Raw genomic sequence first — 22,084 nt, 5'->3', positions numbered from 1 at the left:
TTCATAAAATATTTATGCTTTACAACCAAAAATATGCTTATAAAGGTATAATTTGGTCTTTTTTTTTATCCATTAAATAAAATAGTAGTGGATTTGCTTTAGGAGGTGTTTGATATTGAGAAGACGATGGAAATGGTTATGTTTACTCCTATTACTACTCATCATAGTCGGGTTAGGCACATTTGGTGTTAGAGAATTTCTGTTATACAACCAGGAACCGGAGAAACCTGATCAGATCAAAATAGTGGAAAGTGAACATACAGTGCTGTCCCTACCCCACTATATCGCCCTGGCCAAGGGCTTTTACCGGGAACAAAGATTAGAGGTAACAACCTCTATGATAGAGACTTCTATTGAAGATCCCTTTGGCAAACAGGGTAAGGAAACTGTTTTCCTGAGCAACCTATGTCAAAGTGTCTTTACCCGCCCCCTAGGCACCGGCGCAGATCTAGTAACATTTGCGGCGATAGCTCAAAAAGAAGGGACCTACTTATTATCCCGGCAGGATATATCAGATTTCTCTTGGGATGCTGTAAAACGAAAGAGCATTCTAGGAGATGCCCCTGATAGCCAATCTAATATAATTTTGGAAGAAGCTTTAAAACAAAATAATTTAACCCTACAACATCAAGTAATCATTATTCAAAACCTACCTGCTGACCTAAAGGAAGGTGCCTTTGAAGCGGGTGTGGGACATTTTGTTCAAATGTCTCAGCCTGTGGCCTATCGAACCCTACAAAAGCAAACTGGAAAAATGGCCACCTTTTTAGGGAATGCTGTTGATCCTATCCCCTCTCTAGTTTTACTGGCACCCGAGACTTATTTAAAACAACACAATAAAGCATGCCAGAAGCTAGTAAATGGCCTTTGCAAGGGAATGCTATGGTTGGATTATCACAAACCAGAAGAAGCCGCTAAAGTAGTTGCCTCCTACTTTCCAGAACTAGATCAACAAACACTGGCAGAAATTATTCGGGAATACAAAAAAATAGGTATGTGGAGAAAAAACCCCATAGTTTTGGAAAAAGACTATAAAAATTTAGAAACCTATGTGACCCATTCAGGTGAACTGACTAACCCAGTAAAATTTAGGGACGGTGTCAATAATAAGTTGGCTAAAAGAGCTGCCAAAACCGTAGAATATATCCCTCCGGAACTGGAGAAAGAAAAAAACTGGTGGGAGAAAGTCAAGAGCCTAGACTTTAAGTAATTTTTCAACATAATAGGATGACCATGGGGAAGAATATTAGCTATTAGCTATTTGCCATTAGCCGTTAGAGTTTTACACGACTATTAGATTGGCTTAAACTCCCCCTGTCACTATCGTGACATCCCCCTCTCGGAGGAGGATTCTAAAAAACCTACCTCTTAGAGGTGGGTGGCAGCAAAGCTGACGGGGGAAGTCCTCCCACACACATCACTAATAGCTACTCTGAGGGCAAGCTATTTTATGCTAACTGCTAAGAGCTAAAAGCTGACGGCTGATGGCTGAAAAGGAGGTCATCCTTTATGAAAATTGCCATCATCGGTGCTGGTATTTCCGGTATGAGCTGCGCCCTTGAATTGGAGCGTAATGGCATTTACCCAGATATTTTTGAAGAGCGTCCCCGTCCCGGTGAACTTTTTAATCATGTGGCAGGAATTTTGCAACTGATGAACCGTCCGGTACGTAATCCATTGGACTGGTTAAAAAGGGACTATCATATCAATATTCATCCAATTGCCACATGGAAGAAATTAACCATGAACTCCCCGAACGTTAAAAGAGTTGTTAATTCCAGAAAATTTGGCTATTTCTTAGAACGGGGTCAAAGTGAACGTTCCTTAGAGACACAATTATATAAGCAAATTAAAAGCCGCATTAATTTTAACTATAGGGCTAACTACTCAGAACTGGCCAGGGAATATGATTATGTTGTGGTGGCCACAGGTAATCGACAGATATCAGCCACCCTCGGCATCTGGAAAAATATTTTTCTTACCAAGGTGCGTGGTGCCATTGTCAAGGGTAATTTTAATCCCGAAGAATTGATTATGTGGGTGGACACAGACTATGCCCTAGGTGCCTATGCCTATTTAACAGCCTTTAGCCCCACCAGAGCAAGTCTAGTGCTTATTCATGCCAATGCTAATCCCCAGGAAATGGAGCGTCATTGGCTCACCTTTCTGAAAAAAGAAAAATTAGATTACCAAATCGAAGAAAACTTCTTGCTGGAACACATAGCGGGAACGGTTTACCCCCATCAGGTGCGTAATATAATTTTAGTTGGAGCCGCTGGAGGGTTTATGGAGTCCTTTCTAGGCTTTGGCACGATTTCAGCCTTGCGTAGTGGTGTACTGGCGGGTCGGGCCATTGCCAAAAGGCTCCCCTTTGGCAAGATTATAGCTGAGTTGGACAAGGAAATGAGACGCTCAGTACGCATCCGAGAAGTCTTGAATACTATGGATAACGACGACTATAACCATTTAATAGCCACCGGAACCTTTCCTATTATTAGGCAAATAAACTATCACACCAATATTCCTGTGTTACGAATAGCCGGAGATATTTTAGAGCTTATCCGCTTTTCCACAAATCTACGCCAGAAAAGCATTCTGCCACCCATACCTATAAAATCAGCAAATAAAAAGAACAAGTAACTTAGGTATTATTTGTTACTTGTTCTACTTCCTTAGAGAAACCCCGTAGCCTTGCCACCAAGTAAAGTATCAAAGGTACAACGAAACCCAGGATATACACCATATTAGATAACGGAGTAAGAAACATAGTTCTTATTAACGGTACATTAACAATTTGAAAATTAGCTATCCATAGAATAACCAAGCCATACAACCAAAGAACTAGGCGATAACTTTTTAGATTAAATAAATCTTTGGTTAAAGCTGCGGCACCATAGCTAAAGGCAGCTACATAAATTAAGAAGCCAGTATACCAAATCATCATCATCAGGGCATCCAACCTTGTAATAAATCCGATATCAATGTTTCGAACCATTTCTAGGGCAGGAAATATCATCATACCAGTTAATGCTGGCCCAAAAATTGAAATGGCCAGGGTGCCAGACAATATAGCAAATACTAACACAGGAGTAATCAGGTTACCAATTCTTTTTAGCTTATACTTATGCTCAATTAGGGGGAAAATGGCAAAATACAAAAGTGAAAAACCTAGTTTACCACCAATGTTATAGGCCCCGGCCAAGGGAGGTAGATAGCCCTTTGCAAGTACTGGCAGATATTCTTTAAGATTTATATATGGTATATTGAAAACCACCACTACCACAAGAATCAATAAGCCCAGAGGTAAAAGTAGTTCATTCATCCGAGCCGGTATGGAAATACCCAAGGAAGCCACATAGAGGGCCGGTAAAAGCAGAGTTAAATCCCATAAGTAAATGGAACTGCCCGGTTTAAAGGCTGTGGGTATGATAATGGCAACCTCCACCATGGCAATAGCACAGAAAATAAGAAAAGCGACAATATAGATACCGGTAACCACGCCACCCAGGTATTTTCCCAGAAGCAAGCGATTAAACCCCGCCAATGTATGATTAGGAAATAAAGAACAAAGCAGCAGGATTAAACGAAACATGCTATAGCCAATAACTGCAGCAATTAGTACTGATAACCAGGCATCCCTGCCAGCACTTTGGGCTACCTCCGAGGGTATAAAGACATCTATAGTTGCTAAAATACATGTAGCCACAAGGAACACTGCCTGCTTGGCACTGATTTTATTTTTCACCTTCAACCCTGCCACCCTTCAGATTGGTCTCAATGAGTAAGCCAGTTCGTAATAGTTTGGATTGTACCTTTACTTCAATGGTCATATCAGGAAATACCTCATCACTCCATTGGTTCTCAATCTGCTGCCATAGGTTGGCATCAGCCAATTGTACCTCCCGGGCAAAATTAAAATAATCAGTTTTCAATTGTTGGGCTTTGTTAATACTTCCCTTGACCTCCTGCTCTACTACCAAATTAAAGGCCCTTTCTACTGCTTTATTAAAAACCTGGTTTTCCAAATTCACTGGCTGGTCATTTTCACCATAGTTAAATTGGGGTAGTATTTCCAGACGAAAAGCTATATTACCATCCTGAGTATAGGGTGTCAGCTTAGCCTCGGAGCCGATCAATTCCACAGCAATCTTTTTACCTTGCACTTCCAAGGGAAATACAGCATTCTTAATTTGACCAGTGATAAATAGGTAACCTCTGGTTTCCTTAGGTGAGAGTTTACCCACCATTTTATCATCCCGGAAAACCGCTGCACCAGACATTTCAAAGTTTGTTTGGTCTTCCTTGGCCTGGAATTCAGGTTGTTTGATATTCACTAAAGGGATTAAGTAAGCTGAATATGGCATTGTCATATCCTTCCATACCTCAATAATTCGTTTAGGAATCGTTGCCCCATGCCTTTGGGGCCCTAAAAGGACTAATTTTTTCAATGCCATCAAGGGAACCCTCTCATTGCCATTCTTTGTTAGAAGTTGTTCTTGCGGAATATCGCTGACAAAGATATACGCAGTTGTTCGGAGTTCATGATACCTCTTGGCAAAATCTAAAAAGGGTAGGATACCCTTTCTTGCCAAATCATCCCCCATGACGTAGACATCGCAATGGGACCAAAAAAGCCGCCTGGCAGTATTTTTAGCAGCGTCCCGTACAGTACCATAGATGGTCTCTGCTTGACCCCGGTGGATAAGAAAGGTTTCCTCCTGCTGGCTCCCCCCCTGCATTTTGCTGAAGGCCTCATTAACTGCCACCTGGGCATGCATTTCATATTTTTCTTTTTCTGTATTGTAGTCAAACAAGGCACCTAAAACAAAATTTATTTCATTCGTTTCCCGCCGTTCAGTACAACCGCTGAGCAATAGACAGAGAATCAACAAAATAGTTAAGAACAATTGCCTGCTCATGTTTGATCTTCCTCCTGATGGTTCTGGACCTTACCCAATCGGTCTGGATCCAGAGAAGGCACCGATTGGGGTCGCTTTGCCATTGCCCAAGCCGGAACCCGGAAAAGGCTATCCTTTAGATCCTTAACCTGCATTGGCGTAAAGGGTGTTAAGTATGGAACCCCCAAGGAGGTAAGTGAAACCATATGGGCCCAGATGACAATCACCCCTGCAACCAGCCCAAGGAGACCTATCATGGAAGAAATGATGATTAAAGGAAACCGCAGCAGCCGGAAAGCCAAAGTGACATCAAAACTGGGTATGGCAAACGAGGCTATGCCGGTGAAGGCCACTACGATAATCACCACCGGCGAAATTAACCCTGCCTGCACGGCAGCCTGACCAATAACCAGTGCTCCAGCAATACTGACAGCCTGGCCCACGGCCTTAGGCAGCCGTGTTCCTGCCTCCCTCAGTAATTCAAAGGTAAATTCCATGGCCAATACTTCCACCAATAGCGGAAAAGGCACTCCCTCCCGACTGCCAGCTATGCTCAAAGCCAACGGGGTGGGCATCATTTCCCAATGATGGGTAGTAATGGCAGTATATAAAGAAGGTAAAGTTAGTGTAGTAATAAAGCTAAAGATAGTTAGCAGACGTAAAAAAGAACCAAAATAAAAATTAAGATAGTAGGTATCACCTGACTGTAGAAGCATGGCAAAATTAACAGGAGCAACTATGACAAAGGGAGTACCGTCAACAAAAATAGCAACTCTACCCTCCAGCAGACAGGCCACCACTTTGGCTGGTCTTTCGGTTTTTAAAAGGGTAGGAAAGGGTGTTAAACGCTGATCTTTGATAAACTCCATCACGCTTTGAGCTGACTGTATGCCATCAATCTTGATGGCCTGTACTCTCTTTTTTACCTCTGCAACAATACCGGGATCAGCCAGCCCCTCGATATAGGCCACAGCTATGGCTGTACGGGTTCTGGTTCCCAGGGTGAATTTATCGAAACGAAGTTGGCTGTCTCTGATTCTTCTTCTTACCTGGGTTATGTTGATTGAAATGGCTTCCACAAAGGCTTCTTTGGGTCCTTGTACATTTACCTCCGTTTCGGGGCTCTCAATACTTCTTTTTTCCCAACCACTGGTTTCTGCCACCACGACTCGATTGGATCCGGCTAAAAAGATTGCAGTACTGCCGTAGAGAATAGCCTGAATGGCTTTCTCTAGATCACTGCTAATATTAATTTTTGATACTGCCAGAACAGAATGGGCCAGGACTTTAATATTGGCCAATAGCTCAACCGGTGCTTCCTGCAGCTTGGCAATAATGGATTCATTGAGGGTTTTTTGATCAGCCATATGTTCAAGGTAAACCACCAAGACAGGTACATTACCCTCTCCAGCCAGGATCCTGCGCAATACCAAATCTGATGTAGACCCAAAACGCTGTTGTAATACTTCCATGACCCTGTTTAGATCGGTAGCCACGGGAATTTTTTGTTGCTGGGTTTGGTTACCTGTTTCCAAAATTTTATTTATTAATAGGTTTTTGACAAATTGCTTTAACATTTATAATACCTCATTCTTAGGTCTCAACAATATTGTGCAGACTATTTGGCAATTCTATGTACATTTTCCAGTAACTTTGTAAAAATAAGAAAGGCTCCTCAGTATTGATGCGAGAACCCTCAGGCTATTTTTCTTAATTAACACAAAAAAACCGCTGGAACTTGTCCAGCGGTCCTTTACTCCCTAACACTATGTACCCAATCCTTGAGAACAGCCAGCAACTCATCTTTACCTCTGCCGGTTTCGGCTGAAAAGGCCACCAATTGATGTCCTGGTACCAGAGGTAAAGTCTTCTTAATCACTGACTGTTGCTTGGCCCATTGGTTATTGGATAGTTTGTCTACCTTCGTGGCCACCACCACAGTGGGCACCCGGTAATACTGCAGCCATTCGTACATCTGCTTGTCCTGGGCTGTGGGAGTATGTCGACTATCCAGTAAAAGCACAACCCCCCTTAGGGTTTCTCGCTCTTTCAGGTAGCCTTCAATCATCTTACCCCATTTAGCACGTACTTCGACTGGTACCTTGGCATAACCATAGCCAGGTAAATCCACCATAAGGAATTGGTCATTGTTAATATTAAAAAAGTTTATTAGCTGCGTTCGCCCGGGGGTGCTGCTGGTTTTAGCCAGACCCTTCCGGTTTACCAGCTTGTTGATGAGGGATGATTTTCCGACATTGGAACGGCCCACAAAGGCCACCTCGGGAAAATTACCCGGGGGATAACCCCCGGGGTTTACTGCACTGGTTACAAATGCCGCGTCTGTTATTTTCACGACGGTAACTGGGTTCCTCCTTGCTGCTGAACATCCTGGGGACCAACCGCTGATAGGTGTGAATTATCCATCAGGGCTGCTTCTGGTTCCATCATGGTGGTGGTGTCCGACACCTCTTTTTCCAGTAAAGCTATTTCCAATACCTGATCGATATGGTCCACAAGTATAAATTCAAGCTGCTTCTTAATATTTACTGGGATATCTTCCAAATCTTTTTTGCAATCCTTAGGCAGGATAATTAATTTGATACCCGCCCGATGGGCTGCCAACACTTTCTCTTTTATTCCACCAACTGGTAAAACACGACCCCGCAGGGTGATTTCCCCGGTCATGGCAATATCATGGCGAACTTTACGACCGGTCAGCACCGATGCCATTGCTGTGGCCATTGTGATACCAGCTGAAGGACCGTCCTTGGGAATGGCTCCTTCGGGAATATGAATATGCATATCCCATTTTTCAAATAATTCCTCATCAATACCAAGTTCCTGAGCTCGGCTGCGAATAAAGCTATAGCCGGCCTGGGCAGATTCCTTCATGACGTCGCCCAGTTTACCAGTCAAGGTCATACGACCTGTTCCTTTGTAAGTGGTAACCTCAATAACCAGTGTTTCACCACCCACTTCAGTCCAAGCCATGCCAGTTACGGTACCAATTTCGTCATTTTGTTCGGCTACCCCGTGACGGTAACGAGGAATACCTAGGAATTGTTCTAGGTTCTGAGTGGTTACTTTTACTTTTTCTGCCTGCCCAGATACAATTTTCTTGGCCGTCTTACGGCAGATGGAAGCAAGCTTGCGTTCTAAATTCCTGACACCGGATTCACGGGTATACTCCCGAATCACTTTTAATAGGGTGTTATCGGAAATCTGCATCATCTGATCTGTTAAGCCATGATCTTTTACCTGTTTTGGTAGTAAATGGCGCTTGGCAATTTGTAGCTTCTCTTCTTCAGTATACCCAGAAATTTGAATAACTTCCATGCGATCCAACAGAGGACGTGGAATGGAATACATACTATTGGCCGTGGTTATAAACATAACATTAGATAGATCAAAGGGTGTCTCAATGTAATGATCACTAAAGGTATTATTTTGTTCAGGATCCAATACTTCTAGCAAAGCAGAGGCTGGGTCTCCTCGGAAATCGCTGGCCATCTTATCGATTTCGTCCAGCAGAAAAACAGGGTTTTTGGAGCCAGCAGTTTTCATGCCTTGAATAACCCGACCAGGCATAGCCCCTACATAGGTTCTACGGTGACCGCGTATCTCAGCCTCGTCCCGTACCCCACCTAAGGAAATTCTTACAAATTTGCGATCCAGTGCTCTAGCAATGGAACGGCCTAGGGATGTTTTACCAACACCTGGAGGTCCTACCAGGCAAAGTATAGGTCCTTTCATTTTTTTGGCTAACTTGCGGATAGCCAAATATTCAATAATTCTTTCTTTCGGGTCCTTTAAGCCGTAATGATCAGCCTCAAGAACAGCCTCAGCAGCATTAATATCAACACGATCTTTAGTTGACTTGCTCCAAGGCAAGCTTAACATCCAGTCTAAATAATTGCGTACAACAGCTGCCTCAGCTGCCATTGGTGGCATTTTTTCCAAACGTTCTACTTCTTTGATGGCCTTTTCTTCGGCTTCCTTAGGAAGTTTCGATTTGGCAATTTTCTCTCTAAGCTCTTCGCACTCGGCCACCCGATCATCCTTATCGCCCAGTTCCTTTTGGATAGCCTTCATTTGCTCTCTCAGATAATATTCCTTTTGGGTTTTTTCCATTTGCTTACGTACTCGAATGTTGATCTTGCGTTCTAATTCCACAATTTCCAATTCCCTGGCCACAATACCGCAAAGTTTTTCCAGCCGATCAACAATTCCTATAGCTTCTAGAATTTTTTGCTTGTCTTCAATCTTAAGGGCTAAATGAGAAGCAATAATATCCACTAAACGACCCGGCTCTTCTAGATTTACTACAGAAACCACTGTTTCTGGAGGGATTCTTTTGGAAAGTTTGACATACTGCTCAAACTGGTAAACCAGATTGCGCATGAGGGCTTCGATTTCAGCAGTCTTCTCGGATTCTTCGGTATACTGCTCCACTTCTACTTTAAAATAGGGTTCCTGATGCTCATATTTGTTAATCTTGGCCCGGGCGATACCTTCCACCAGCACTCGAATGGTGCCACCAGGAAGTTTTAGCAGTTGCTTTACTTCAGCTACTGTACCTATCTGATAGATATCATCTACCGTTGGTTCATCGGTTTGAGCTTCTTTTTGAGTTGCTAAAAAAATCATTTTATCCTGAACCATTGCTTCTTCGATGGCTTGGATAGATTTTTCTCTTCCTACATCCAGGTGGATAACCATATAAGGAAATACTAAAATACCCCGCAGTGGAAGCAAGGGTAATGATTTAATTTCAAAATTCACTGCCGCACCTCCTTGTATATTCTAAACATATGTTGATCAATTAGTTACTAAGAATAAAGTTATCATAACACAAAAGTTTAAAAAACCGCTACAACAATAATTTACCATTAACGGAAAAAACCCAGCATCTGCTGGGTTTTTAAAGCTTGAATAAGGTAATTTAAAATGTTTAGCTAACAGGATTATCTATTATTCGTAAATATTTTTATAATTATCAGGAATTGGCAGATTCTTGTGCTAAAAAAGCTGCCGCTGGAATATCCAAACTGGAAGGTATCTGTGCCCATTGAATTTTTTTCTCAGGCTGTTCTACCAGTGCACCTTGAATAACATCTTCCAATGTATCCACTGGTACAATTTCAATTCCTTCCATGCTTTTAAACATTTCTTGATAATTTTCTCTGGGAATTAAAACTTTTTTTACACCAGCTTGCCGAGCAGCCTCCACCTTGGCCACCACACCACCGATGGGTTTAACCAAGCCCCGAATAGAGATCTCACCTGTCATGGCTACTACATTGCTGACGGCAATGCCTTTGATGGCTGAATATATGGCAGTAGCAATGGTAACTCCTGCTGAGGGACCATCCACTAAACCACTACCTAAGAAATTTACGTGAATATCATAGTTTTGAGGATTCACATCCATAACCCGCCGCAATACCGTTACCACGTTTTCTACTGAACTGCGGGCCATACTCTTGCGTCTTACCTTTTTACCACCACCGCCTATTTCTTCTTCTTCCACCACTCCGGTGACAATAATCTTACCTGCTCCGGGTGAGGCCGGAATCACCGTCGCCTCTACCTCCGAGACTATCCCCATATTGGGCCCATAGACAGCTAAGCCATTGACTACACCCACCTGGGGCTGGGGATTAATCTTGCGTTCAGGCCTTGGGGTATATTGTCCACTATGAAGCACCCACTCAATATCCTGTACCAATATTTCCTTTCTACCCTCTGTCAAAGCAATACCACCGGCAATCTGAATAATATTTACCGACTCCCGCCCATTGGTGGCGTACCGTTTAATAACATCCAGTGCCCCTTCCTCCAAGGGAAAGCCAATCTTGTTAGCAGCATTAGCGGCAATTTTTTTGATCTCATCTTGCTGTAGGGGACGAAAGAATATTTCTAGGCAACGAGAACGAATGGCTGGTGGAATTTCCTCCGGTGTCCGTGTAGTTGCCCCCACCATACGAAAGTCTGCTGGTAGTCCGTTCTGAAATATATCATGGATATGGGTGGGTATATTACTATCTTCTGAGCTATAGTAAGCACTTTCTAAGAATACTTTGCGATCCTCTAATACTTTTAGCAACTTGTTCATTTGAATAGGATGAAGTTCTCCAATTTCATCAATAAACAACATGCCCCCATGGGCCTTTGTGACAGCCCCTAGCTTGGGCTGGGGAATACCAGCCATACCCATGGCTCCAGCACCCTGGTAGATGGGATCATGAACTGAGCCTATTAAGGGATCGGCAATGCCCCTTTCATCGAAGCGGGCTGTGGTGGCATCCAGCTCAAAAAACTTAGCATTTTCCTTAAAGGGAGAGCTGGGTGACTTTTTTGCCTCTTCCAGCACCAGTCTGGCCGCAGCTGTTTTCCCTACCCCTGGAGGCCCATAAACGATAACATGCTGTGGATTAGGCCCACAGAGAGCAGCTCGTAGTGATTTTAAGCCCTCTTCCTGTCCAATAATCTCACTAAAACTTTTCGGTCTGGTTTTCTCTGCCAGCGGTTCTGTCAAGGAAATGGCCCGCAGTCGCTGCAATTTTTCCATCTCTTTACGGGATTCTTTTTCTACAGCAGTTTTATTTCCCTGTTGTTGCTTCAGTAAATTCCAAAAGTAAAGTCCTATAACCACTGCAAAAAATACCTGTATAAAGGTGAGAAAACCCCCAAGGCCGGTAAGTTCCCCCATGAATACGATGCCTCCTTTTTGCGAACTATTTCTTTTGTATTATTGCTAAAAGGACCAGATTTTACACATGTATTTGGGGGATTTCTTTGGGGTTTAGCTTTTAGCTTTTAGCCTTTAGCTTTTCCTTTACTAATGGCAAACGGCTAATGGCTAAATTGCAAAAGCACGGGGAGCTTCCCCGTGCTTTGACCCACGCGCTTACGCGCTTTCTTCTTTTTTCTTCTTGGCATCCATTGTGATGAGTAGCGGTTCGCCCCTCTTTAATATGGCATCCTTTGTGATGATAACCTTAGAGATATCTTCACGGGAAGGAATATCATACATAATACCCAGCATGGCCTCTTCCATAATGGCACGTAGGCCCCTGGCACCAGTTTTCCGTTTGAGGGCTTCTTTGGCCACCTCTTTCAAAGACTCTGGTTGCATTTCTAGCTCTACACCATCTAGTTCGAATAGCTTCTGGTATTGTTTAGACAGAGCATTCTTGGGTTCGGTGAGGATACGGACCAAAGCTTCTTCATCTAGAGCATCCAAAGTGACTACAACTGGCAGACGACCGACAAATTCAGGAATCAAACCAAACTTTAACAGGTCCTCTGGTAAGATGTTGGCAAGAATCTCGCCAATTTTCTTGTCCTTTTGACTTTGAATTTCTGAGCCAAAGCCCAGCTGTTTTTTGCCAGTACGGTTTTGAATAATCTTGTCGATCCCATCAAAGGCACCGCCACAGATAAACAAAATATTAGTGGTATCAAGCTGGATAAATTCTTGATGAGGATGCTTGCGCCCACCCTGAGGTGGTACACTGGCAACAGTACCCTCAAGAATTTTTAGCAACGCCTGCTGTACACCTTCGCCGGAAACATCCCTGGTAATGGAAGGATTTTCTGATTTGCGAGCAATTTTATCAATTTCGTCAATATATACTATACCTTTTTCAGCCTTTTCTACATCATAATCCGCTGCTTGGATAAGTTTTAGTAGGATATTCTCAACATCCTCACCTACATATCCTGCCTCGGTTAAAGAGGTGGCATCCGCAATGGCAAATGGCACGTTTAACAGGCGAGCCAGTGTCTGGGCCAGCAAGGTTTTACCACAGCCAGTGGGCCCCAGCATAACGATGTTGCTCTTGGAGAGCTCCACGTCTTCTACTTTGCCCCCGAGGTTAATCCGCTTGTAGTGGTTGTAAACTGCCACAGCCAATTGTCTTTTTGCACTTTCCTGTCCGATTACATACTGATCCAAAATGGCTTTTATTTCTTTAGGTTTGGGTAAATCACCCATATCCAAGCCCAAGTCATCACTTAATTCTTCTTCGATGATTTCATTGCATAGCTCTATGCATTCATCGCAGATATAGACACCGGGGCCGGCCACAAGCTTTTTTACCTGATCCTGCATCTTGCCACAGAAGGAGCATTTGAGCTGGCCTTTCTCGTTAAACATATTTCCACCTCTTTTATCTTTACTTCCGATACGGCATCACCTCATCAATGATTCCGTACTGTTTAGCCTCCTCAGCTGACATAAAGAAGTCACGCTCAGTATCCCTGGTGATCTTATCCAGGGGCTGCCCGGTGTGGTGGGCCAACCGTTCATTTAACAAGTCCTTCATGCGTAGAATTTCTTTGGCATGAATGTCGATATCTGTTGCCTGACCCTGTACGCCGCCCAAGGGCTGATGAATCATAATTCTCGCCATTGGCAGGGCATAACGCTTGCCAGTTGCTCCAGCCGACAGTAAGAAAGAACCCATACTTGCTGCTTGACCCAAGCAGATGGTGGAAACAGACGGCTTAATGTACTGCATGGTATCATAGATCGCCAGCCCTGCAGTAACAACCCCACCTGGAGAATTGATATAGAGATGAATATCCTTCTCAGGATCCTCAGCCTCCAGGAATAAGAACTGTGCAATTACCAGGTTGGCAATATAATCGTCAATAGGTCCACCAATAAAGATTATACGATCTTTCAACAACCTTGAATAAATATCGTATGCTCGCTCGCCCCGGTTAGTTTGTTCTACTACTACTGGTACTAAACCTGACAAGTCAATCGCCTCCTTGATATATCTAAGTCTTACACGGCTATTAATTAGGGCTTACATTGCCAATATATTCAACCTAGGCCTCTTTGGTGCCTTCTACTATCTTAGCATTTTCAGCCAAGAAGTTAATAACTTTACGACGGGCTATATCTTGATTAATATGTATCAATTCGCCCTGTAATTCCAGTGTCTTGCGTACAATTTCTGCATCCTGCTTAACATATTCAGCAATTTTTTGAATTTCTTCGTTAATTTCCTCTTCACTGACAGCAATGTTTTCGGCCTTAGCAATAGCATCCAGAACCAATTCGTTTTTTACATTTCTTTCGGCATCAGGTCTCATACGGTCGCGCATATCATTGATGCTGGTGTTAGTGTATTGGAAATACTGATCCAAGTTGATACCCTGTTGAGCCAAACGTTGTCCCATACTATTCAGCATTTCTTCTACCTTCTGGTCTACCATGATACTAGGAATCTCAACCTCAGCATTGGCAACAGCAGCTTCCACAGCACCATTTTCAACGTTAGACTTGGCCGCTTTTTCTGCAGTTTCCTTTAATTTATTCAGAATATCAGACTTTAATTCATCTAATGTATCGAATTCACTTACATCTTTAGCAAACTCATCATCTAGCGGAGCCAGTTCCTTACGTTTAATTTCATTAATTTTTACTTTAAAGGTTGCAGGCTTACCTGCTAGATTCTCGGCATGATATTCTTCCGGGAAAGTAACGTTTACGTCTTTTTCTTCTCCCAGCTTAACACCCACAAGTTGCTCTTCAAAACCAGGAATGAAGGTATTGGAACCAATGGTTAGAGAGTAGTTTTCTGCATGTCCGCCTTCAAAGGCTTCACCGTCCACATAGCCGGTAAAATCAATGAGTGTGACATCGTCATTTTGCACTTCTCCTTCTTCCACAGTCACCAACTTAGCATGGCGGTTTTGTAGACGTTCCAATTCCTTTTCTACGTCTTGATCGGATACTTCGGAAGAAGGTTGGGTTACTTCCAAACCCTTGTATTCGCCCAGAGTTACTTCTGGTTTAACTTCTACAGTGGCTTTAAAAATAAGGGTTTTGCCAACTTCACCCTGCACAATGTCAATTTGGGGTTGGTCAATGGGTTCAGTGGCAGTTTCTTGCAAAGCTTCCATATAAGCTTCGGGAATTATCATTTCAGCAGCTTCACCAAACAAGGTTTCAGTCCCCACATAACGCTCTACCATCGCCCTTGGAGCCTTACCTTTGCGGAATCCTGGAATGTTAATTTGCTTGACAACTTTACGGTAGGCTTTATCCAAAGCTTGGTCAACTTTCTCTTGCTCTACCTCAACTTCTAAAAGGACGGTGTTTTTATCAATCTTTTCTGCAGTGGCCTTCATTCAAGTGTTCCTCCTTAAATATCCTATGGTTTATTATTATTGTTTACTGAAATTACACCCTCCCTCAGGCCGATGCAGCCCTCGTTGTTCCTAGTGTAACCAAATATAGGCATGACACTATATTTATTTCTACGAAGGTTGTCCAACTCCTGCCGAAGTCGAATCATTAACAGCCAAAAAGGGTAATTTTTTCCAGTTGCCTCGATAATTAAAATACCAGGGCATAACCCTGGCAATCCTATATCATGCCAATTATACCATAATGTTTTTTCTTTGCAAAACATTTGCTTAAGAGTTCTTATTCCTCTATTTTGTTTTCATTATAAATGAAAGTTTTATTTTTTGACATGCCTGAATATATAGCATCTTTTTAATTAGATTTCAAGACTTGTGAAAAAAATAATTTTATTATATAAATTAGTTAGATAATTAAAAATTGCCTGAATTTTATATCACATTATAAAGAGGGTGTTGTTATGTCAAAAAAACATTGTTCTATTTGCCAAAAGGAAACAGATCGATTATTGGAGTGTTCGGTATGTGGCGAAGAAGTATGTGCACACTGTCATGAGCAATGCAGTGTATGTGGTCAATGGTCTTGTCATAAACATGTTATCTGCATTTATAAACAAGTCCATATTTGCTCAGATTGCTACGCCCACCAAATTGTAGAATCCCTAGACTAGCCGGAAGAATCCTTCTTCTGGCTTTTGTATCTGAACTATTCAATAAGGAAATGATAAGAAAAAAGATTGGAGGGATATATAAATTTGATATCTGGATGGTCCCTTTACCAAACTTTGACCTGGCTATTGGTAGGCATTGTAACAGCAATAGTTTTATGGGCTGGCTTTAAAATGTTTAGAAGAACAAACAAAAACACCTGATTAATAAATCAGGTGTTTTTATTGGTGCGGATGAAGGGACTTGAACCCCCACACCTCGCGGTACCAGATCCTAAGTCTGGCGCGTCTGCCAATTCCGCCACATCCGCATATTTGATAAAATGGTGATCCATCCGCGACTCGAACGCGGGACACCCTGATTAAAAGTCAGGTGCTCTACCAACTGAGCTAATGGATCATATATTGGCTGGGGCGGCTGGATTCGAACCAACGAATGCCGGAGTCAAAGTCCGGTGCCTTACCGCTTGGCGACGCCCCAATATAACATTATATGGGGTGGATAATGGGACTCGAACCCACGGCCTCCAGAGCCACAATCTGGCGCTCTAACCAGCTGAGCTATACCCACCATAAAATTTTAGACTCGGTGACTCGCAGAAATTATATTATCAAAGTATTTCAAGGTTGTCAAGCAATATTTCAACAAATTACTTTCTATTATCCTTTAATCCTACTGCTTAACCTATATTTTTTTGCTGCGAACAATTATTAATTATATATAGTTTAATAGGAATTGTCAATACTTTTGAGTATTCTTTTGCCCTTAAGCCTTTAACAGAGAATCAATTATTGCCCGAGCGTCTTCTACAGTAACTGGGGACTTTTGCTGGCACAGATCGGTATAAGGCAAAAAGATTTCACTGGCCATGGGCAATTCTAATGCAGCCTTCTCCACTAACCCCTGGTCTGCCAGTACATTGGGATCACCCTGGGCCAGAACCCTTCCTTCTTTTAAAATGATCACCTGATCAGCCCAATGTACCGCCAAATCAACATCGTGGGTGGCTGCTATGATGGTTTTACCCTGTTTATTTAGCTTGTCGAGCAGGGTAAATAGACTCCGTTTGCTGGCAGGGTCTAGAAAGGCCACTGGTTCATCCAATACAATAATCTCTGGATCCATTGCCAAAACTCCGGCTATGGCAACTCTTTTTTTCTGTCCGTAGCTCAAGTGAGTAGGTGCTTTATGACAGCAATTTCTTAAATCGACCCCATGCAAAGCCTGTTCTACCCGCTTATTTAGTTCTTCTCCCCGCAGTCCCTGGTTTATAGGACCTAATGCCACATCATCCCATACAGTATCGGAGTAAATCTGATTGTCTGGGTCCTGATAGACCAATCCAACCTTTCCCCTTAACCACTCTACATGACTTTGATGAACAAGTCTACCCAAAACAGTAACAGCTCCCTGTTGCACTGTGTTTATACCATTAAAGTGTAAGAGAAGAGTGGTTTTACCTGACCCATTTGGTCCCAACAGAGCTATTTTCTTACCTAACTGAAAGCATAGTGATAGTTTGTCCAAGGCCTGGGTGCCATCCTTGTAGTAGTAGGATAAATTTTTTATTTCAATTGCATTATCCATTAGAAACCTCCTATATCAAATAACTTGATGATCCAGGAAGCCAACGATGTACTCCTTTATGTCCAAAATTATTTTATAAATATCTGAAAATTGCGACCTGTTATTATTTTAACAGAAGCATCCATGTTCTACCACAGGAATTAATACAGTTTTTTCGTTAACTAACTAACAATTAGTACTTAAATTCTGTTATCATATGGAATGTACATTTGTTGTTCAAGGGAGGTCTTTAATTTTGGCTGAATCCCAATTAAAGGATGGCTTTAAAGCAGCTTTACCAGTTGTCTTTGGCTACTTTCCCATTGGCATGGCCTTTGGTGTTTTAGCAGTCCAATCTGGCATGACAACACTAGAGGTATTTATGATGTCATTACTGGTCTACGCTGGTTCCGCCCAGTTTATCGCTGCAGGATTGTTGGCTGCTCAGGCTTCCTTTACTACTATTATCTTTACAACTTTTCTGGTCAATTCTCGCCACCTATTAATGACAGCCTCATTGGCACCTTATATGAAGCATCTAAGCGCCAAGCTGTTATCACTACTTGGTTTTTGGGTTACTGATGAAACCTTTGCCGTTTCCATTAGCACTGTGGTTAAGGAGAGGAAGGATAAGGGGTATTTCTTTGGACTTTTAGTCACAGCCCACGTGGCTTGGATTTCCAGCACTGTGCTGGGGGCGGTATTGGGAAATTTTATTCCAGACCCACAAAAGTATGGTTTAGACTTCGCTCTCCCTGCCATGTTCATTGCTCTGCTAATTTTACAAATTAAGCACAAAAAAATGGTCGCTATTATAATTATTTCTGCTTCCTTATCCATTGGTATTAAACTAAACATGGCAGGGAGTTGGAATGTTATTCTGGCCACTATAATTTCTGCCACGATTGGGGTGTTAATTGATCAATGGATGGAAAAGTCCTCGCAGTCATTATCGGCATGATGGTAGTTACTTACATCCCTCGCATGTTACCACTGGCTGTATTATCCCGTATGAATATTTCCAAAGGAATGATGAACTGGCTGAGCTATGTACCGGTAGCTGTATTATCCGCCCTGCTGGCTCCAGAGCTGCTCATAAAAAACGGCCAGCTTAGCATTTACTTTTCTAATACCTATCTTCTGGCCGCTATCCCCAGTTTTCTGGCCGGTTATTTTTCTAAAAGTATCTTTTTTACCGTGGTGGTAGGTATGGTGACGTTGGTACTATTAAATCAGGTTGTTTAACTTTCAGCCAATAAACTGATAGGAAAGACCCGTATGCTACGGGTCTTTTACCTATTAGCCCATTTTTCCACCATCAAAGTTTAACTGCCATGTAATCCCGAACTTATCTGTTAGAAGGCCATAGTATTTGCTCCAGAATGTTTCTTGAAGCTCCATACCCACTGTACCGCCTTCCTTTAATTTATTAAACAAAATTTTAATTTTCTCCATGTCCCTACTTATTATGACAAGGCTGATGTTATTTCCAGCAATAAAAGGCATATCAGGTAAAACATCAGAAAACATAACCTTGCTTCCATTAATTTCAAGAAAGGTGTGCATAACTAAATTTTTTGCTTGTTCTGGAAGTTTAAAATCTGGGCTAGGCTGGGTATCTCCGTAGGTCATAATTTGTTGTTTTTCTGTTTCAAAAACCTCGGCATAAAACTCCACTGCTTCACGACAGTTTCCATTAAAATTGATATAAATATCAACGGCCATTGGCTTCACTCCTTAGTCTTTTATCTAGAAGTCTAAAATAAAGCCTTTCCAATTCCAGCATAAATATTACTTGCATTTAAAACACTGTAATTTACAACACTCCAGCTTATTATTACATCTTTGTGGGGAGAGTTACGGTGATTTTAAACAAGTCACCATCTACCTCGATATCCAAATTTCCATCATGGAGATCAACTATGGATTTAGCAATAGCCAACCCCAACCCCGAACCATCTGTATGTCGAGATGTATCACCTCGTTTAAAACGCTCGAATAGCTCTTCTATATCTTCACCCAGTTCATATTTTGTCACGTTTTTAAAAATTATGATGGCTTGGGCAGGTAAAGATTTAAGAGAGATATAAACCCTGGTGTTTTCCAGCGAGTACTTTAGGATATTGCCAATGAGGTTATCAAAGACACGCCATAACTTTTGTCCATCCACAAAGGCATATATCGGCTTGTCCGGGTTACTTACACGAAATTGCAGGTTAGATTCAGTAATGGCTTCATTATGCTCAGCCAGTGTTTGCTCTAAAAGCTGAACCAGGTCTACCCTTTCCTTCACCAGTTCAATACTGCCACTGGCCATCTTGGAGGCCTCAAATAAATCGTCAATAAGTATCTTTAATCGTTTAGATTTACGATCAATGATTTGCACATAGGCATCGCGATCTTCTTCGGATAGATCTGGTGTCTTCAATAGTTCAGTATAGGTGATGATGGAAGTTAAGGGAGTTCGTAAATCGTGACTCACATTGGTGATGAGTTCTGTTTTTAATCGTTCACTTTTGGCCTGTTCCTTACGGGAGATTTTAACGCCATGTTTGAGGGTATTAATATTACCTGCCAGGGTAGCTAGGGCAGACTTCCCTAATACCGGTAGATCCGGTTCCAGATTTCCCTGAGCCAATTCAGTGGTATTATTAACAATCCGATTAAAATACCCAGTACGCTTGACAACCATCATGAGAATTGGTACACCCATTACCAAAAATGCCGGGGCATAGATAAGTATAAACTCAGGTTCCACAACCACGACAGCAGCTCCTAAACCAAAGGCAAAGGTCACAGATAAAATTAGCAGCACCTGGGTACCGATACTTCGGATGGCAAAAGCTTGGCTAATCCCACCTAGAACCCTAGCCAGTAAACTTTTAGGCAATTCCGCCTGCAGACTAGGCCAATCCTTGATCCTGGCAAACAGCAGTCTGCCTTGTAAAAAGGTTACCGCCACGAAAATTGCTGCAAAAATCAAATCAGTAATGCTTTCCCTTATAAAAACATATAGGTACTCATGCAAGTGCAGGTTCTCATTATAGGTTATTAAGGATAGTGTGATAAGACACGATAAGCCAAAGGCGGTGATGCATATATCGATAGGAATGCGGTTATAAGGGGTTTGCCATTTATCCAGGGCACTTAAATTCACCAATTCTGTCTGCTTGTATAAATATAGACTTAACACAAAAGCCACTAGGGCGATAAGTGTATAAATGATAAAAAGTTTTTGTTTTTCTTGGTAGTCTCGGTAGTTTGCTAAAACCATGCTAGTTGCTGGTGCTGCTTTAGGCACCGCAATCTTACCTTCAAACACCTTCTCCTTTTTACTGCCCAGGATACTATCTATAATATCTGATTCTTCCAGGTAATAATAATTCCTCTCAATTGAAAGATAGCCATACCTTGCTGTGGGATAACTACGGATAAACAACATATTTTTGCTATTGATTAACCTATTCGCCTCAGCCTCACTCGACACTGTTAAATTGGTATAAATATTCCCAGTGGTTGTGTCTTTTAAATAGTAAACGAAGCCTGTTTTAAAATTGGCAAATTGTACACGATACTTTTCCAAGTCACGATAGTAGTTGTCTATCTTTTGTTCTTTTTCCCTTACTACCTTCGCTTCTACGTATGTGTCACTTTTAAAATTGTTGGTGATATCCTCAATTTTTTTGTCTCTTTCAGCAATGTAATGCTCCAGCAGTTCTTTGTTTTGGCTTTGTTGTACCTCTTGAATTTGTTGTTCATATTGTTGCTTGATATCGTTAATTTGCACCGGCAAATCCCCATAACGATGGCGATGTTCATCAATTTCCTCTGGGGTAACGGTGATCTCTTTTTTCATCTCCTCTGGGGGGAGATAGTTTAGTTCAAACATATTTAATAAACTGGTAAATTCATTGAGTTGACTTTCAAACTGTTCGGTTTGGAAATAATCCTTTTTCAAATAGTCACTGCCCTGGGAGAGGGCAGACAAAATGCCATTGAGGCCAAAGGTAAATAGTAATAGCCAAGCCACCAAGAGTACTTTATTTTTCCATTTTATAGCCAATTCCCCACACCACCTTCAAATATCTTGGATTCTTCGGATCGATCTCAATTTTCTCGCGAATTTTACGGATATGTACAGCCACGGTATTTTCCGGGTTGTAGCCTGGCTCCTTCCAAGCCCGCTCGTAAATTTCGTCAATAGAAAACACCCGACCAGCGTTGGTCATTAACAATTCAACGATTTTGTACTCGGTGGGGGTTAACTTTACCACTTCCCCATTGACCGTTACTTCTTTAGCAGCCTGGTCTAAGGTCAGGCCCCTTAGGTTAATCACCTTATTGTTTCCTTCATAGGTCCCTAGGGTAACATATCTTCTTAGTTGGGATTTAACCCGGGCAATAAGCTCCAGAGGATTAAAGGGCTTGGTAACATAATCATCGGCCCCCACCTGCAGCCCGTGAATCTTATCCATATCCTCGCTTTTAGCACTGAGGATAATAATTGGGATGTTTTGTTTCTCCCGAATTTTAAAGGTAGTGGCAATGCCATCCAGACGGGGCATCATAATGTCCAAAATAATAAGATGAATAGTATGCTCATTCAGCTTTTCGATGGCTTCGATACCATCTTTGGCTTTAATTACGGTAATGCCTTCATTTTTCAGATATATCTCAATGGCATCCCGGATTTCCTTGTCGTCATCTACCACTAATACAAAATAACTTTCCATATTTCACAACCTCTCGTTTCACTACTAGACTAACCACATTATAAGGAGTAATTC

Annotated in this window: 18 protein-coding genes and 4 tRNA genes; 5 read left to right on the top strand and 17 right to left on the bottom strand. The window is 42.1% G+C overall.

Annotated elements, in window-relative coordinates:
* Positions 1-115 precede the first annotated feature (115 nt).
* Together ACYQ03_RS06865 and ACYQ03_RS06860 are read left to right on the top strand one after the other, a co-directional pair.
* Positions 116-1,210, top strand: coding sequence for an ABC transporter substrate-binding protein (locus ACYQ03_RS06865; RefSeq protein ID WP_459908656.1), 1,095 nt, complete (start codon positions 116-118; stop codon positions 1,208-1,210).
* A gap of 299 nt (positions 1,211-1,509) precedes the next feature.
* Complete coding sequence (locus tag ACYQ03_RS06860; protein WP_459908654.1) at positions 1,510-2,640, top strand: NAD(P)/FAD-dependent oxidoreductase; 1,131 nt, start codon at positions 1,510-1,512, stop codon at positions 2,638-2,640.
* A 1-nt stretch (position 2,641) separates the two neighbouring features.
* Here ACYQ03_RS06860 and ACYQ03_RS06855 read toward each other — a convergent pair whose 3' ends face one another.
* The 9 genes from ACYQ03_RS06855 to tig all read right to left on the bottom strand — a co-directional run bounded on the left by ACYQ03_RS06855 (position 2,642) and on the right by tig (position 15,047).
* On the bottom strand, positions 2,642-3,745 hold the full coding sequence (locus ACYQ03_RS06855; RefSeq protein ID WP_459908653.1) for a GerAB/ArcD/ProY family transporter: 1,104 nt from the start codon (positions 3,743-3,745) through the stop codon (positions 2,642-2,644).
* Positions 3,735-4,919 carry a Ger(x)C family spore germination protein gene (locus ACYQ03_RS06850; RefSeq protein WP_459908651.1) on the bottom strand — a complete coding sequence of 395 codons (1,185 nt, stop codon included), beginning with the start codon at positions 4,917-4,919 and terminating at the stop codon, positions 3,735-3,737. Before ACYQ03_RS06850 ends, ACYQ03_RS06855 begins: the two co-directional genes overlap by 11 nt.
* On the bottom strand, positions 4,916-6,475 hold the full coding sequence (locus ACYQ03_RS06845) for a spore germination protein (RefSeq protein WP_459908650.1): 1,560 nt from the start codon (positions 6,473-6,475) through the stop codon (positions 4,916-4,918). The genes ACYQ03_RS06850 and ACYQ03_RS06845 overlap by 4 nt, the downstream gene beginning before the upstream one ends.
* 176 nt (positions 6,476-6,651) lie before the next feature.
* Positions 6,652-7,251: a ribosome biogenesis GTP-binding protein YihA/YsxC gene (gene yihA, locus ACYQ03_RS06840; RefSeq protein WP_459908648.1), complete on the bottom strand. Its 600-nt coding sequence runs from the start codon at positions 7,249-7,251 to the stop codon at positions 6,652-6,654.
* The gene (lon, locus tag ACYQ03_RS06835; protein WP_459908647.1) at positions 7,248-9,680 is read right to left on the bottom strand and encodes an endopeptidase La; all 2,433 of its coding nucleotides are present in this window, start codon (positions 9,678-9,680) and stop codon (positions 7,248-7,250) included. Before lon ends, yihA begins: the two co-directional genes overlap by 4 nt.
* 214 nt (positions 9,681-9,894) lie before the next feature.
* Positions 9,895-11,610, bottom strand: a complete 1,716-nt coding sequence (gene lonB, locus ACYQ03_RS06830) for an ATP-dependent protease LonB (RefSeq protein ID WP_459908645.1) — start codon at positions 11,608-11,610, stop codon at positions 9,895-9,897.
* Positions 11,611-11,808: 198 nt separating this feature from the next.
* Positions 11,809-13,059 (bottom strand): ATP-dependent Clp protease ATP-binding subunit ClpX, encoded by a 1,251-nt coding sequence (clpX, locus tag ACYQ03_RS06825; RefSeq protein ID WP_459908643.1) that lies wholly within the window; start codon positions 13,057-13,059, stop codon positions 11,809-11,811.
* 19 nt (positions 13,060-13,078) lie between these two features.
* Positions 13,079-13,666 carry an ATP-dependent Clp endopeptidase proteolytic subunit ClpP gene (gene clpP / locus ACYQ03_RS06820; protein WP_459908641.1) on the bottom strand — a complete coding sequence of 196 codons (588 nt, stop codon included), beginning with the start codon at positions 13,664-13,666 and terminating at the stop codon, positions 13,079-13,081.
* A gap of 73 nt (positions 13,667-13,739) precedes the next feature.
* Complete coding sequence (tig, locus tag ACYQ03_RS06815; protein ID WP_459908639.1) at positions 13,740-15,047, bottom strand: trigger factor; 1,308 nt, start codon at positions 15,045-15,047, stop codon at positions 13,740-13,742.
* Positions 15,048-15,523: 476 nt separating this feature from the next.
* On the opposite strand from tig, the gene ACYQ03_RS06810 reads away from it, so the two are divergent.
* Positions 15,524-15,733: a hypothetical protein gene (locus tag ACYQ03_RS06810; RefSeq protein ID WP_459908637.1), complete on the top strand. Its 210-nt coding sequence runs from the start codon at positions 15,524-15,526 to the stop codon at positions 15,731-15,733.
* Between the two features lie 223 nt (positions 15,734-15,956).
* Here the strand turns inward: ACYQ03_RS06810 and ACYQ03_RS06805 are convergent.
* The 5 genes from ACYQ03_RS06805 to ACYQ03_RS06785 all read right to left on the bottom strand — a co-directional run bounded on the left by ACYQ03_RS06805 (position 15,957) and on the right by ACYQ03_RS06785 (position 17,318).
* Positions 15,957-16,041, bottom strand: a tRNA-Leu gene (locus ACYQ03_RS06805).
* A gap of 13 nt (positions 16,042-16,054) precedes the next feature.
* Positions 16,055-16,130 (bottom strand) — tRNA-Lys (locus tag ACYQ03_RS06800).
* A gap of 6 nt (positions 16,131-16,136) precedes the next feature.
* Positions 16,137-16,211, bottom strand: a tRNA-Gln gene (locus ACYQ03_RS06795).
* A 13-nt stretch (positions 16,212-16,224) separates the two neighbouring features.
* Positions 16,225-16,301, bottom strand: a tRNA-His gene (locus ACYQ03_RS06790).
* A 195-nt stretch (positions 16,302-16,496) separates the two neighbouring features.
* On the bottom strand, positions 16,497-17,318 hold the full coding sequence (locus tag ACYQ03_RS06785; protein ID WP_459908635.1) for an ATP-binding cassette domain-containing protein: 822 nt from the start codon (positions 17,316-17,318) through the stop codon (positions 16,497-16,499).
* A gap of 235 nt (positions 17,319-17,553) precedes the next feature.
* Here ACYQ03_RS06785 and ACYQ03_RS06780 point away from each other — a divergent pair, with 235 nt between their 5' ends.
* Together ACYQ03_RS06780 and ACYQ03_RS06775 are read left to right on the top strand one after the other, a co-directional pair.
* Positions 17,554-18,258: an AzlC family ABC transporter permease gene (locus tag ACYQ03_RS06780; protein ID WP_459908634.1), complete on the top strand. Its 705-nt coding sequence runs from the start codon at positions 17,554-17,556 to the stop codon at positions 18,256-18,258.
* Positions 18,222-18,542, top strand: a complete 321-nt coding sequence (locus ACYQ03_RS06775) for an AzlD domain-containing protein (RefSeq protein WP_459908632.1) — start codon at positions 18,222-18,224, stop codon at positions 18,540-18,542. The genes ACYQ03_RS06780 and ACYQ03_RS06775 overlap by 37 nt, the downstream gene beginning before the upstream one ends.
* 54 nt (positions 18,543-18,596) lie before the next feature.
* Here the strand turns inward: ACYQ03_RS06775 and ACYQ03_RS06770 are convergent, their stop codons facing one another.
* The 3 genes from ACYQ03_RS06770 to ACYQ03_RS06760 form a co-directional block, all read right to left on the bottom strand.
* Positions 18,597-19,022, bottom strand: coding sequence for a VOC family protein (locus ACYQ03_RS06770; protein WP_459908630.1), 426 nt, complete (start codon positions 19,020-19,022; stop codon positions 18,597-18,599).
* A gap of 112 nt (positions 19,023-19,134) precedes the next feature.
* A complete protein-coding gene (locus ACYQ03_RS06765) occupies positions 19,135-21,360 on the bottom strand; it encodes a sensor histidine kinase (protein ID WP_459908628.1) in 2,226 nt (741 codons plus the stop codon).
* Positions 21,338-22,030 carry a response regulator transcription factor gene (locus ACYQ03_RS06760; RefSeq protein WP_459908626.1) on the bottom strand — a complete coding sequence of 231 codons (693 nt, stop codon included), beginning with the start codon at positions 22,028-22,030 and terminating at the stop codon, positions 21,338-21,340. The genes ACYQ03_RS06765 and ACYQ03_RS06760 overlap by 23 nt, the downstream gene beginning before the upstream one ends.
* Positions 22,031-22,084: the final 54 nt, after the last annotated feature.

Source organism: Desulfotomaculum defluvii, from assembly GCF_054657375.1.
This window is presented reverse-complemented; position numbering and strand designations above follow the sequence as displayed.